Origin of the sequence: Clostridium tertium (assembly GCF_902652255.1) — a bacterium.
Classification (GTDB): domain Bacteria; phylum Bacillota; class Clostridia; order Clostridiales; family Clostridiaceae; genus Clostridium; species Clostridium tertium_A.
Window position 1 is genome coordinate 88323 of the sequence record NZ_CACRTO010000008.1, and the last position, 14418, is coordinate 102740.

The 14418-nt window shown below is 26.5% G+C and carries 14 protein-coding genes; all 14 read left to right on the forward strand.

Annotated elements, in window-relative coordinates; all coding sequences use genetic code 11:
• Positions 1-14: 14 nt before the first annotated feature.
• The 14 genes from GPX08_RS03100 (at position 15) to GPX08_RS03165 (ending at position 14405) form a co-directional block, all read left to right on the forward strand.
• A complete protein-coding gene (locus tag GPX08_RS03100; RefSeq protein WP_156625312.1) occupies positions 15-1094 on the forward strand; it encodes an FHA domain-containing protein in 1080 nt (359 codons plus the stop codon).
• A 13-nt stretch (positions 1095-1107) separates the two neighbouring features.
• Complete coding sequence (locus tag GPX08_RS03105) at positions 1108-2154, forward strand: AAA family ATPase (protein ID WP_156625314.1); 1047 nt, start codon at positions 1108-1110, stop codon at positions 2152-2154.
• A 9-nt stretch (positions 2155-2163) separates the two neighbouring features.
• Positions 2164-2409, forward strand: a complete 246-nt coding sequence (locus GPX08_RS03110; RefSeq protein ID WP_156625315.1) for a hypothetical protein — start codon at positions 2164-2166, stop codon at positions 2407-2409.
• A gap of 12 nt (positions 2410-2421) precedes the next feature.
• On the forward strand, positions 2422-6963 hold the full coding sequence (essC, locus tag GPX08_RS03115) for a type VII secretion protein EssC (RefSeq protein WP_156625316.1): 4542 nt from the start codon (positions 2422-2424) through the stop codon (positions 6961-6963).
• A gap of 70 nt (positions 6964-7033) precedes the next feature.
• On the forward strand, positions 7034-7342 hold the full coding sequence (locus GPX08_RS03120) for a hypothetical protein (RefSeq protein ID WP_156625317.1): 309 nt from the start codon (positions 7034-7036) through the stop codon (positions 7340-7342).
• 22 nt (positions 7343-7364) lie between these two features.
• Positions 7365-7814 (forward strand): hypothetical protein, encoded by a 450-nt coding sequence (locus GPX08_RS03125; protein WP_156625318.1) that lies wholly within the window; start codon positions 7365-7367, stop codon positions 7812-7814.
• Positions 7807-9333 (forward strand): hypothetical protein, encoded by a 1527-nt coding sequence (locus GPX08_RS03130; RefSeq protein ID WP_156625319.1) that lies wholly within the window; start codon positions 7807-7809, stop codon positions 9331-9333. Before GPX08_RS03125 ends, GPX08_RS03130 begins: the two co-directional genes overlap by 8 nt.
• 51 nt (positions 9334-9384) lie before the next feature.
• Entirely contained in the window at positions 9385-10008 is a 624-nt protein-coding gene (locus GPX08_RS03135) for a hypothetical protein (protein ID WP_156625320.1), read from the forward strand.
• A 14-nt stretch (positions 10009-10022) separates the two neighbouring features.
• Complete coding sequence (locus GPX08_RS03140) at positions 10023-10658, forward strand: hypothetical protein (protein WP_156625322.1); 636 nt, start codon at positions 10023-10025, stop codon at positions 10656-10658.
• A gap of 21 nt (positions 10659-10679) precedes the next feature.
• A complete protein-coding gene (locus GPX08_RS03145) occupies positions 10680-11993 on the forward strand; it encodes a tetratricopeptide repeat protein (protein ID WP_156625324.1) in 1314 nt (437 codons plus the stop codon).
• A 61-nt stretch (positions 11994-12054) separates the two neighbouring features.
• Positions 12055-12348: a hypothetical protein gene (locus tag GPX08_RS03150; RefSeq protein ID WP_156625327.1), complete on the forward strand. Its 294-nt coding sequence runs from the start codon at positions 12055-12057 to the stop codon at positions 12346-12348.
• 40 nt (positions 12349-12388) lie between these two features.
• Complete coding sequence (locus tag GPX08_RS03155; RefSeq protein ID WP_156625329.1) at positions 12389-12697, forward strand: WXG100 family type VII secretion target; 309 nt, start codon at positions 12389-12391, stop codon at positions 12695-12697.
• A gap of 229 nt (positions 12698-12926) precedes the next feature.
• Positions 12927-13508 carry a hypothetical protein gene (locus GPX08_RS03160; protein WP_156625331.1) on the forward strand — a complete coding sequence of 194 codons (582 nt, stop codon included), beginning with the start codon at positions 12927-12929 and terminating at the stop codon, positions 13506-13508.
• Positions 13509-13646: 138 nt separating this feature from the next.
• Complete coding sequence (locus tag GPX08_RS03165; RefSeq protein WP_156625332.1) at positions 13647-14405, forward strand: serine/threonine-protein phosphatase; 759 nt, start codon at positions 13647-13649, stop codon at positions 14403-14405.
• Positions 14406-14418: the final 13 nt, after the last annotated feature.

Sequence of the window (14418 nt, forward strand, 5' to 3'; positions counted from 1 at the left end):
AGGGGGGGATCGAAGTGGAGAATATAACAGAAGGAATAAAAAATGATGTGAATATAAATTATATTTTAGATAATAATGATGTTTTTTTTGATATAGGATATAAGGTTCTCAAAAATCAAAGTTCAAGTGGTTTCATTAAATGCAATAAGGTGTTTTTTAATGGGAAAATTAAATTAATATATGATGTATCAAAATATTTAGCTTTAAGCAATGTAATAAATACTTTGACTATAGATAAATTCATAAAAATATTAATTAAATTGTTAAACATATTAGTAGCTATAAAAGATAATGGATTTATTGAGTATAGGAATATCCTTTTTAATACAAATTCTATTTATTTAGATATAAATAAGTTAGATGTTTTCTTAATTTATTTACCTATAAAAAATAACAATATGAATAATGAAAATAATTTTTTCTTTGAATTAAAGAAGACTATAGTAGAAGCTATTAAAAATAGTAAGCTAATTTATGAAAGTAATATTAATAAATTAATAGATATTCTTACAGATAATATTAGCATTGAAGCTGTTATAGATGAGCTAAATAATATGGAAATAAACAAAAGTAAGGCTCAAATTTATAAAAAATCTTATGAAGAAGATTTAAATCAAAAAGCTATAGAGGAAAATAAGGTTTTAATAAAAGATGATAAAAAAAAGAAAGGAATTTTAGGTGGACTATTTTCTAGAATAAAAGATAAGGATAATTCGACCTATAACAATACTTTCCATGAATATGAAGATGTATCAGAGGAATTTCAAGAAACTACTTTAATGGAAAATGAAAGCTTGATTAAGTTAGTTGCTTTAAATGCTCAAATTGATTTTAGTTTAAATGTAATGAAAAATGAGTATATTATAGGAACAAATAATGGTTATTCTGATGGAGTAATTAATTTTAATAAAGCCATAAGTAGAAGGCATTGCAAAATATCAGTAATAAATAATAAATTCTATATTACTGATTTAGATAGTTCAAATGGAACTTATTTAAATGGAAGAAGGTTAGAAGGTAATAAGAAAAATGAAATAAAACCTGGTGATGTAATTAAATTAGCTAACTCAGAATTTAAAGTAGTTAATTTATAGGAAGGGGAATGGTATGGCTAAGACTAGTATTATGTTAATAGATTCTGATGAAAACTATCTTATTCCTTTGGAATTAAAATTTGTAGAGGCTTTTGATGATAATGCGGAAATAAGTGTTATAACAGATATGGATTATTTACAAAAGTATTTTTCATTACCTAGAGAAATAGATATCTTAATTATCAGTGAAAAGCTATTTAATGAAGGTTTTAGAAAGCATAATATTAAAAATATTTTTGTGCTAAATGAAGATAAGCTTATAAATGAAGCTACTGGTGATTTGAAAATACATAATATATTTAAATACACTAGTGTTAAGGAAATATATACAGAGGTTATTAATAATTCAGTATTAGATGTTACTAATGATTCAAGTAAGGGAAATGTTATTATGGTTTACTCACCTTCAGGTGGTATAGGAAAGACAACAATTTCCTTTGGAATAGGTAGTGCATTAAAAATGATAAATAAAAGAGTATTATACATTAATACTGATATACTTCAAAGTTTTAACTTTTTGCTAAGTAAAAAAGAGTACTGTGATACAAGTTTTGAAAAGTATATTACGAATAATACTCAGGAATTAATAGAGCACTTGGATGAGGGGGTAAGAAGTGAAATAATTGACTATTTACTACCTTTTAGACAAGCACTATCTTCAATAAATATTAATATGAAAGATTATAGCTTTATGATAAAGAAAATAAAAGAAAGTGGAAAATATGATTATATTATTGTTGATACTTCATCAGAGTTTACTAATGAAAAATCAATTTTAATGAGTTATTGCGATAAGGTTGCAATAATCACAGGTCAGAGTAAAGCAGATGCTATAAAATTAAGTTCGTTGCAATACAACATTGATAGCTCTAATACAAATAAGTTTATCTTTATATGTAATAAGTATAAAGAGGATAAAAAAAATTATCTAATAGATGATGATTTTATTAAGGGATGTACTATCTCTGAATATATAGAGGAGTTTAAAGAAGAAAATATTGATTTATCTTTCTTAGCAAGTTGTAAGAAAATAAATAAGCTAGCATTTATTTTTGAATAGGAGATTAGAATGAATAAAGTTATTGTTATTTTATATATTCATAAGTTAAATAAAAAAATTGATATAGAGATACCACTTGATATTACAGCAAATGATTTAGTATTAGCATTAAATAAAGCATATAACTTAAATATAAATACAGAAAATATTATGGATGTGTTTTTAAGAACAGAAAATCCTATTGCTTTATTAAGAGGGAATAGAACATTAGAGGAGTATAAAATTAGGGATGGCTCTATTATAAATGTAGTTTAGTGGAGGGATATTGTGAATAATAGATACAAAATAGTTATATGGTCAAAAGATATATATAGGGAATATATTCTATCTGATAGCGAGACTACTATTGTAAAAATTGGTACAACAAAGGGCTGTCAAGTTAGGTTTAGTAGAGAAAGGTTTTTTGAAGACTTTGAATTTAAAATACTAATGACAGAAGGTTCATGGAAGTTAATAGATGGTGAAAATGTATATTTTACAACAGATGGAATAATGAAATTACATACTAAAGAATTACAGTATGGTGATGAAATACTTGTTAAGTATGAAAACTTTAATGGTGAATTATTTAAGCTTAATTTCTTTATTGATTTTGATACTGTAGAAAGAAAATATAATAGAATTATTAATTTAGATAATATTAATAAACTTACAATTGGTAGCAATGAAATAGATAATATCTATATTTCTGATCCTCTTTTTAACATAGGGAATGTAGAGTTAACATTAAAAGATGGTAAGTTTTATATTCAAGATAATAACACAAAATATGGATTGTATGTAAATACAGAAAAAATAGATGAGGTGAAAGAATTAAAAGAATATGATTTTTTCACAATAGTAGGATATTACTTTTATTTTAAAGAAAATAAATTATATACAGATATTTATGAAAATGTAAGGATAAATGGGCTAATTTATGAAGATTTATATTCAAGTAATAAAATGAATTATCCTAAATTTAATAGAAAAAGTAGAGTTAAATATATAATTCCAAATTCTGAAATTGAAGTTCTTATGCCAGATCAAGAGCCACAAAAACCAAAAGAAAATTTAGTTATGACACTTATTCCAGCCCTTGCTATGCTTGGAGTTACTGTAGTCCTTAGAGGTGTTATGGGAGGGGGAAGCTCCTTTGTGTTATATAGCGTTGCAACTATGTCTATTGGGATATTAATGTCTATAATGACAGCTATAGTAAGTAAGAAAGAGTATAAAAAGGAAGTTAAGGAAAGAAAAAAAGTATATTTAGAGTATATAGAGGAAAAAGAGAGACAGATACAGGAATCTAGAAAAAAAGAAGAGGATATATTAAATAAATTATATAAGCCTATTGATGAAAATATATATAATTTAGAAAGTTTTAATCAAGAACTATTTGATAGAGATATAGGAGATGAAGATTTCCTAGATATTAGATTAGGGGAAGGAAAAATATTAGCACCTTGCAAGATTAAATATAAAGCAGATGAATTTAAGAATACAAAGGATAAATTAAGGGAGCTTCCAGCAGGTATTGAAGAAAAATATAGATATATCAGTAATGGACCTATAATATCTAAACTTAAAAAAGCAAATTCAATTGGTGTTGTTGGCGAGCATGAAGAGTTATGTGATTTTATTAATACCCTTACAATAGATATAATAAGTAGACAATTTTATAAAGATGTTAAGCTTTTCTATATATTTGATGAGGAAGATATAAAAAGCTTTAGCTGGCTAAGATGGATTAAGCATGTACAAAATGATAACTTAGGTATTAGAAATTTAATATATGATGAAGAAAGTAAAAATATATTATTTGAATATATTTTTATAGAGCTTGGTAGAAGAAAGGATAATTCAGAAAAAAAGAAAAGTACTAATGAGCATTTCATAATATTTATTATAGATTATAAAGGAATAGCAAATCATCCAATATCAAAATACATTAAGAATGCAAGTGATTATGGAGTAACATTTATATTTTTAAATAAATATGAAGAATTATTACCAAAGGGATGTACAGAGATTATTAAATTTAATGAGGATAATAGTATAAGTAAAATTCAATGTAATAATGGAGAAGAAAGTGAAGATTTCACTTGTAAATCATTAAGTAATTTAGATTTTAATGAAATAGCTTTAAGGCTTGCGGCTGTTTACATTGATGATGTTAGCTTAGAAAGTCAATTAACTAAAACAATATCATTATTTGAATTGTTAAATATTGTAAATGTTGATGAAATTGACTTAGAAAAAAGATGGACTGAATCTATGATTTATAAAAGCATGGCAGCTCCATTAGGAGTAAAGACAAAGAATAAAGTAATTTACTTAGATTTAAATGAAAAAAATCATGGACCTCATGGACTGGTAGCAGGAACAACGGGTTCAGGGAAAAGTGAGATAATTCAAACTTATATTTTATCTATGGCAACTATATTCCATCCTTATGATGTAGGCTTTGTAATAATAGACTTTAAAGGTGGAGGAATGGTAAATCAGTTTAAGGACTTACCTCATTTAATGGGTGCAATTACTAATATAGATGGAAGAGAAATTACAAGATCATTACTTTCAATTAAGGCAGAACTTAGGAAAAGACAAGAGTTATTTTCTTTAGCAGGTGTAAATCATATTGATGCTTATATTAAAAAATTTAAAAATGCGGAAGTAGAAACACCAATGCCACATCTTATATTAATAGTAGATGAATTTGCAGAACTAAAGAGTGATCAGCCTGAGTTTATGAAAGAGCTTATTAGTGCTGCAAGAATAGGTAGAAGTTTAGGGGTTCATTTAATTCTAGCAACACAAAAGCCTTCAGGAGTTATAGATGAACAAATATGGAGTAACTCTAAATTTAAGTTATGCTTAAAAGTACAAAATCAACAAGATAGTAAAGAAGTAATAAAAACTCCTTTAGCTGCAGAAATTAAGGAGCCAGGTAGGGCATACCTTCAAGTTGGAAATAATGAAATTTTCGAGTTGTTTCAATCAGCTTATAGTGGGGCACCAGCAATTAATGATTATATAGGAAACACAAAGGAATTTGAAATAAGTGAAGTGTCACCATGGGGAAAAAGAAAACTAGCCTTTAAACAAGAAAAAAAGAAAAACAGAGAAAGTGATGAAACTCAGCTTGAAGCTATAGTAGATTATGTTTCATCATATTGTATAGAAAAAAATATAGAAAGATTAAATGGAATATGCCTTCCACCTTTACCTGAAAATATATTATTAGAAGATATAGAGAAAATTGAAAAAAGTGATTTAGAAATTAAGATTCCTATTGGAATTTATGATGATCCTACTCACCAACTTCAAGATAAAGTTATATTAAATATATCTGAAAATAACTTGTTTATTGTAGGTTCATCACAATTTGGGAAGACAAGCTTATTACAAACGATAATACGTACAACTACAGAGATATATACACCAAATGAAGTCAATATTTATATATTAGACTTTGCTTCAATGATATTAAGAAACTTTGATGAATTAAATCATGTAGGTGGAGTAATAACATCTTCAGAAGATGAAAAACTTAAAACTTTTATGAAAATGATGAAAAGTGAAATTAATAAAAGAAGAGAAGTTCTTTCAGACTTAGGAATAAGCTCCTTTATATCTTATAAGGAAGCAGGATATAGAGAGTTACCACAAATAATTATTTTAATTGATAACTTTACTGCATTAAAAGAGTTATATCCAGAATATGAGGAAATACTATTGAATGTTTGTAGAGATGGAGTTGCTGTAGGAATAGTAATGATAATTGCAAACTCACAAACAAATGGAGTTGGCTTTAAATATATGTCTAACTTCGGAAGAAGAGTTGCATTATATTGTAATGATACTGGGGAATATGGTTCAATGTTCGATAGATGTAGGATGCAGCCTAAAAATGTACCAGGAAGAGCTCTTATTTCTATAGATAAAGTGGTGTATGAATATCAAAATTACTTAGCTTTTAGTGGAGATAAGGAAATAGATAGAGTACAGAATATGAGAAAGTTTATAAATGAAATTAATGAAATTAATAGATATGAAAGAGCAAGAAGAATACCAGAGATACCAAAGGTATTAACTAGAGAATATTTAAATAATAATTACAATACTAAAGTATTATCAAAGAATAATATTATTTTAGGATTAAATTATGAAAGTATAGATCTTGAAATATTGGATATGGAGAAGATAGGTAGTTTATCTTTAATTGGTAAGATTGGAAAAGCACAAAATAAAGTTATAGAAAATTTAATTAATGGTGTACGAGCTTCTATAATGACATATCCTACAATAGTTTATGCAGTAGATAATATAGAAAAAGATTATAGATTTTTAGATGATTTTGGGTTTGTAGAAAAATACTCAATTTTGTATAGTGAATTTACTTCAATTATTGAAGAGGTATATGAAGAGTTAATAGTAAGACAAAGAAAAGTATTGGAATATGGAATTGAGTCTTTAGAAAGAGAGCCTTTAATTATAATTATTTGTAATAACATGGATGCTGTAAATGATGCAAGTTCTAATAAATCAGTAATGGATATGTATAAAAAGATTATGAAGCAGTATAGAAATTATAAGGTATCCTTTATATTCAGCAATATAGAAAATGAAACAATAGGATTTAATGCACCAGAGCTGTTAAAACTTATTAAAGAAGATAAGAATGCAATTTTATTTGATGACTTAAATCAAAACAAAGTTTTTGATATTCCTTTAAATGTCGTTAGAAACTTTAAAAAGGAGCTAGGAGATGATGATGTTTATAAAATTGAAGGAAGTGAAATAAAGAAAGTAAAAATATTGGTATAATATATTTCCAAAAAAGAGATATAATGGTATTATATAAATATAATACCATTATGGTTAAGTGGAGGATGTTATGTCGGAACAAGTAAATAAACTAGACACCTCGGAATTAAAAGAGGCTTCAAAACAAATTAGAACAATGATAGAAGAGTTAACTAACTCTAAAAATGACATAGAAACAGCTACTACTCAGTTATTATCGACTTGGGTTGGAGAGTCTAGGAATGCCTTTGAAAACAAATATACAGTACTAAATAGAGCAATTATAGATATTGAAGAAACTTTATATGACTTTTATGATTCTCTTGTGGAATCTGAAGCAGCATATATTGAAGCTGATAGAGAAGTAAGTAGAGCAATTGACCAAGCTAGAGAAGGGTAAATTTATAGGTGGTGAAAAAACTATGTCCTTATCATCAATAATTGGAGAAATATCAACAATAGAAGAAAATATACGAAGTAATAAGAAACTATTGAATGATTATAAATCAAGATTAAGAGAGATAAATTATGTAATTACGATATACAGAAATGTAGCAGGAAATATATCAGAGTATAATGGAAAAATTAATCAAATAAATGTGCAAATAAATTACGCAATAAAAGGTGGAAATGAAGAAGAGATTGTAGATACCTTAGTTTCATTAAAGGAAAAATCCTACGATGAAGATTATTATAGCTCATATGCAATATCGAATTTAAGGACAGAAATTTCTAATATAGGCTTAAAGATAGATGAGATAAAAGGAAAGATAAGAAGTTTAGAAATTAATCTTTCTTATGCTAGAGAGAGGTATATAAGAAAGCTAGCTGAAATTGAAAATAATAAATATCAAAGAGGTTATTATGAGTGAATTGAAAATTAGTTATAGTCAGCTAAGTAGTGTTAGTAGGTATAGTAAAAATGCAGCCAAGGACTTAACTAACTATTCAGAGAGATTATCAAAAGAACCAATAAAATATTTAGATAAATTGACTAGAGGTCATAGTAATTTAACCTCCAGCTCAGTAGGATATATAAATACTAAGCAATCACTATTAAAAAAGAAAATAGAACGTCTAGAAGATTTCTCAGATGAAATTAAAAAGTTTTCAGAAAATGTAAAAGAAACTGATAAGGGAGTTGCAAAAAGAATAAACACTTTATATAAAAGTTTCAAGAATAATAATAAGTCTAGATTGAATATATCTCCTGTTTCAGAATTTTTTACATGGCTTGGAACAAATCTTGTGAATTCAACTGAACTTGGAAGATGGGTAAGTAGTGCTTTTAATCATATAAAAAATAAATGGGATAATTTTTATGATCATATGGAAATCTGGTATAGAACTGGCGGAGGGAAATATATTATTAAAGCTATAGGATCTGCACTTTTAGCAGCAGCTACCATTGCAGGATTATTTGTATCAGGGATTGGAGTTATTGCAATAATAGCAGGGGTTATAACTATATATAATTCCCTTACTAAAAGCTATTACAATTATAAGGCGTATAACAATAATGGAGAAGATCCAGCATGGGCACATAGATATGGGAAAATAGACTCATTCTCTGGTCATCTTAGGGAAAGCTCAAATAGTAAATTTGCTTCTAAATTGGCTAGAGCTTGGGATTTTACTGATGGAGTAGTAAGCCTTTTAGTTTTAGGCAAGGATATTGGAAAAATAGGTAAAAGTATTGTAGAATTTGGGAAAAAGAAAAATTTGAATTCTTTGAAAACTCTCTTTGGAACAACTGGTAAGAAAAATAGTGTTGGTATAGTTGGAGAAAAATTTATGATTCGGTCTATTAAAGATGATGGAACTATATGGAAAATGAATCCTAAAAGCTTTTTTAATGGATGTGTTTCTTTAAAAAATGATGGTAAATTTAGAGGAGAAGTTTTTAAAAGCTTAGGAACCTTATGGGGAGAATTTAAAGGATTAATAGGATATAAAAAAGCATTTTTTAAACAAGGTACACAGGTATTTAAAGAGCTCTTATCAGCAGATACATTGAAGAGAAATAGGTCAAAAGGAATAATGAAAAATGCCTCTAAAGAGGGACTTATTAATATTAAAAACTATATAAAGGATTGTTATACAGAAAAATTCAAGAAAATCAATGATCAAAAAATAAAAGGTGGAAAATTTAAAGAGTTTATAGTAAAAGGGACTCAAAAGATAAATACAGTTTATGAGCTTGCAGAAAACACTATTGTAAAAGAAAAAAGAGGTAAGATTTTTCATCCTAACGTATATAAATTAATAAATCTTCCTAAGGATTTTAGTAAAAAAATAGATTTAATAACTGGAAATAATGTTAAGCCTATGAAATTTAATAAATTAGATTTTAATATCAATATAAAACATATACCAATAGTTAATTTTTAATAAAAATACAATAATATATAAATAGTTAATTAAATAAAAAGGAAGGTAGTTATGATAAAGCACTTTGATACAGATAAAAAGCTAAGAACAAAAGTAATAAGAAAGCATAGAAGTAATCATCCAAAATGGAGAAAAGCTTCAGTAATAATGATAATACTATTATTAAGTTTAACAATAGTATCTGGAATATTATCATACTATTTAAATAGAAACTCTTCAGATGATTTTATAGTTGATTTTATATTTTATTTTCTTATATTAACTTTTACATTTAACTTACCAAATTTATTTTATTACAGGCATATGAGATTTAAAGTATGTAATGATTATGTTGACTATCATATATTAGAAAGTCTTATATTTGATCAAGATAAACTAATAGATAGTTATTATACAACAGATTCTGAAAAAGGTGATTATGCTAGAGGAAGAGAAATAGATTATAGAAATATTCAAAAAATAGATTATAATCCAAGGTCATATAAGTTAAGAGTATATGGAAAGTTTTATGATGTAACTTACAAAGATAGATCAACTATGGAGGTATATTATAAAAATAAAAATAAGATCTCCCCACATATGAATATATATATGTACTACTATGAAAATGAAGAAATAATGAGGTTATTAGAAGAAAAGAGTAATAAAAAAATAGAAATAACTGATGAATGGTAGAGGGTGAATTATTTATGATAAAACACTTTGATACAGATAAAAAGCTAAGAACAAAAGTAATAAGAAAACATAGAAGTAAGCACCCAAAATGGAGAAAAGCATCAATAGTAATGATTATAATACTGATAATTACAATTTTATTAGCAGCGATAGCATCATATTATTTTGAAATAAACTCTTTTGGATTTAATGGAGAAATAGATAAAATAATGCTTTTAACTGTAACTTTGGTATTTACTATTTTATTTAGTGTACCTAACTTATTTTATTATAGGCATATGAGATTTAAAGTGTGTAACAACGATGTAGATAGTACTTTTTTTGATGAAGTTATATTTGATAATGATATTTTTAAATATACTTATTATGATAAAGAGTATGATAGATATTCATTATGTAGAGGGTGTGAAATAGAGTATAGAAAAATAATTAAAATAACCTATAATCCTAAGAGTTTTGAATTGAAGGTTTATGGAACATTTTATAATGTAGACTATAATGATAGAGCTACTGGGGAAGTAAAAAGAAAAAATAAATGTAAATCATCAGAAAGTTTTAATATATATATGTACTATTATGAAAATGAAGAAATAATGAGGTTATTAGAAGATAAGACTAATAAAAAAATAGAAATAACTGATGAATGGTAGAAAGTCAGGAGGGAGGAAAGTATGGGTATTGAGTTAGAAGATGCTCCAGAAATACTTGAATTAAATCAACTAGGTGGAATGATGTTAGCTAGTGGAAAGTATGAAGAAGCTATTAAATATTTTACAAAAGCAAATAAAACAGATCCTAATGATATAGAGACATATTTCAACATAGGACGAGCATATGGGGCTATGGAGAACTATGATGAGGCTGAGACATATTTTAAAAAGGTTATTTTATTAGATAAGGGTAATCCTATGGTTTATTTTGAACTAGGAAATATTGCTTTTATGAAAGATAACTTTGAAAAAGGACTAGAAAACTATAATAAAGCAGTTTCTTATGGATATGATGATCCTAGTCTTTATTTTAATTTAGGGATGTTGTATGAAGAAGCTGAAAATTATCCTTTTGCAATTAGAAATTATACAAAAGCTATTAGTATGGATAAATTTAATGCAGAGTATAGAATTAGGCAAGTAGTAGCCTTTATGAAAAATGAAAACTATGATGAAGCACTAGCGGCACTTGATGAAGTAAATGATTTTTGCCCTGATATATTTGAAGGTTATCATTATAAATTTGAAATATATTGCGCTCAAGAAAATTATGAAGAGGCAGAAAAAATTATTGATAAAGCTATAAAACTTTTTCCAAAGGATGTATCATTTATATACGATAAAATTAATTTGGAAAATTTAAAAGGTAATTATGACCTAGCTTTAAAGATGATAGAAGAAGTTAAATTAATGGATGGATTCGAAATAGAAATAAGGAATTTAGAGTTTGAAATGGCTAAAATATATGCACAAAAAGAAGATAATGATAAGGTGGTAAAGGCTTTGAAAAGTGCCATTTCTTATGAGGAAGAAGAGGTTGATTATGAAGCTAGATATTTCTTAATGAATGTGTATCTTTCAATTGAAGATTATTCAAATCTTTTAAAAGAAGCTAGCTTTTTATCAGAAAAAGAAGAGGGAGAAGTTGAGTATATAATTGCAGCTATGTATTATAAAGGACTAAGCCTAAATAAATTAGGAAAATATGAAGAGGCTAAAAAGCAATATGATTATTGTAAGAGAGTATTTAGAAATTTAAGTATAGCAGATCCAACAAATATAAATATATTTATGTTTAGAGTACTTTGTTACAAGGATACAAAAGATTATAAAAAGGCCTTGGAATTATTAGACTATATAGAAAATTTAAAAGAAGAAAATGGAGACATATATGCTATTAGGTCTTCAATATATAAAGAACTAGGTGATGAAGATAAGGCTAAAGAAAATATTAATAAAGCAAAAAAATATAATAAATTATTTAATGACATTTAGTAAAGAGAATTTTAAAGATTAGTTAAAATCAAGAATTTATTCAAGAATTAAAGGAGCAAGTATGGATAAATTTGAAGTTAATATAGAGGTTTTAAATGGAACTAGAGAAAAATATAAGACTTCAGTAGATAATATAAAAGTGTTAAAGAACACTTTAGTAAAGACATTAGAAAACCTTAAAGAGGGTGGATGGAATTCAATTGCTGGAAAAACTTATTTTGATAATATAAATGAAGATTGGGTTAAAAATGTTGATTTATATTTGGAGACCATTGCAATACTTAATGAAATGTTAAGGATTGCCAGTGGAGAGTTTGAAAGTATAGTTAATGAATCGAAAAAATTAAATATTTAATTAGGTTAAACTCTGCTAAGCAGATTTAATAATATATACTATGTATGGAGGGGTTAAAATGTCACAAATTAGAATGACTCCGCAGGAGTTATATGATGGTGCAACTTTTATTAGCAATACTGCACAGGAGTTAGAGAATCAACTTAATGCTCTTAAGCAAAGAGTAGATACAGTTACTAACAACTGGGAAGGGGCTGCTCAAAGTAGTTTCGTAATAAGTTTTGAGGAACTTTATAAATTATTCAAAGAGCAATTCCCACCAACAGTTGAGGGGATTGCACAACAAATGCAAGGTGCTGCACAAGCTATTGAACAAACTGATGCAGAACTAGCAAAATCATTTTCATAAAAATACATTAATTGATGGTGCTGTCACATAATGAAAGGGGCTGTCGCACAAACAACCAAAATTAAGAATTATTAATGTAATTCCTATGGAACTACTAAAATTAATTATTTTCTAAAACTCTCAGAGGAGTTTTTTCATTAATTTTTCATTCTTAATTCTTAATTTTCCATTGTGCGACAGCAACTGGGCTATTTGTGTGACAGCCCCATTTAAAAAGAAGGAGATTAAATTGGAGAATACATTAGGTCAAGTTGAACTTTTAAATAAAATATATGTTAAAGGAAAATCAGAGAAACCAGTAATAAGAGTTATTATGATAATAGGAATTGTAATTGCAGTAATAATGTTTTTAATTTCTCTTATAGGTGAAGGATTTTCATTTGGATTATTAATAAGATCATTAGTTATACCAGTGGGATTTTTTACAAGTGTTTTATCAGCAACTAGTGGTAAAGAGGGATATAAATCAGTCCCATTAATAATAAATTATGATTCAGAGGGAATTAGGTTAATTTATGAATCAATAGATAGAGAAGATAAAATGGGAAGAAGAATGGAGGAAATCTACATAAGGTTTGATAATATTACTAAAATAGAGTATAGCAATCCTTTAAAGTGTTTCAATATTCAAGGATATCCTTTAGAAAAAATAAAATATTTAGAAAAAAACAGCAAAAAAGAAGTGATTTATGACTATAGTCAAAAGAGAGAAGAGAAAAGAAATTATATTTACGTTAGTGATGAAAATAGGATGAAAATAGGTAGAATTTTAAAGAGTCATACAAATATAAGTATTGAAGAGTTAGACTAATATTTATGGCGCTGTCGTACAATGTAAAATTAAGAATGAATACTATTTTATTTTTAATTTTGAGCTCTTAATTAGAGTTGATAGTGCGACAGAGCCATTTTTCTTTAATAATTAAAGGGGAGAGGGATTGAGTATAGAATGAGAGTTAAGATTGATTATTATACAGATAAGGGATTAGTTAAGGATAATAATCAGGATGCATTAATTATTAAAATTGCAAAAAGTAAATATGGAAGAATAGGTATGTTTGGAGTATGTGATGGAATGGGAGGATTATCAAGTGGTGAAATTGCAAGTAGTACAGTTGTAAGAGGATTATCTATATGGTTTGATAATGAATTTTCTGATATTGACTTTCTAAATATAACTGATGATGAAATTTTTACTTTAATTAATGATCAAATTAGTTTGATTAATGAAAAGATAATTAATTATGGAATAGAGAAGGGTGAACAATTAGGAACAACATTGAGTTTGTTAATTATTGTAAGTAATAAATATTATATTTGTCAAGTTGGGGATAGCAGAATTTACTTAATTCAAGATAATATCTATCAATTAACTAAAGATCAAACCTTTGTGCAAAGAGAAATAGATAATGGAAACTTAACTAAAGAAGAAGGTAGTAAGCATTATAAAAGAAATGTATTGCTCCAATGTATTGGTGTTAGAAAAGATATTGAACCAGTTTATTCTATTGGTGAAGTAAAAGAATTTGATAAGTATTTATTAGCATCAGATGGACTTTATAAAAGTGTTGATGATTTAGAGTTTAAAAATTATATATACAATAAAGAAATAAATGAGAGTAATAGTATATCAAGAGATATGGTGAATTTATCAATGGCAAGAGGGGAAAGAGATAATATAACTTCAATTATAGTTGAGGTTTCATAATAAGCAGAGGTGA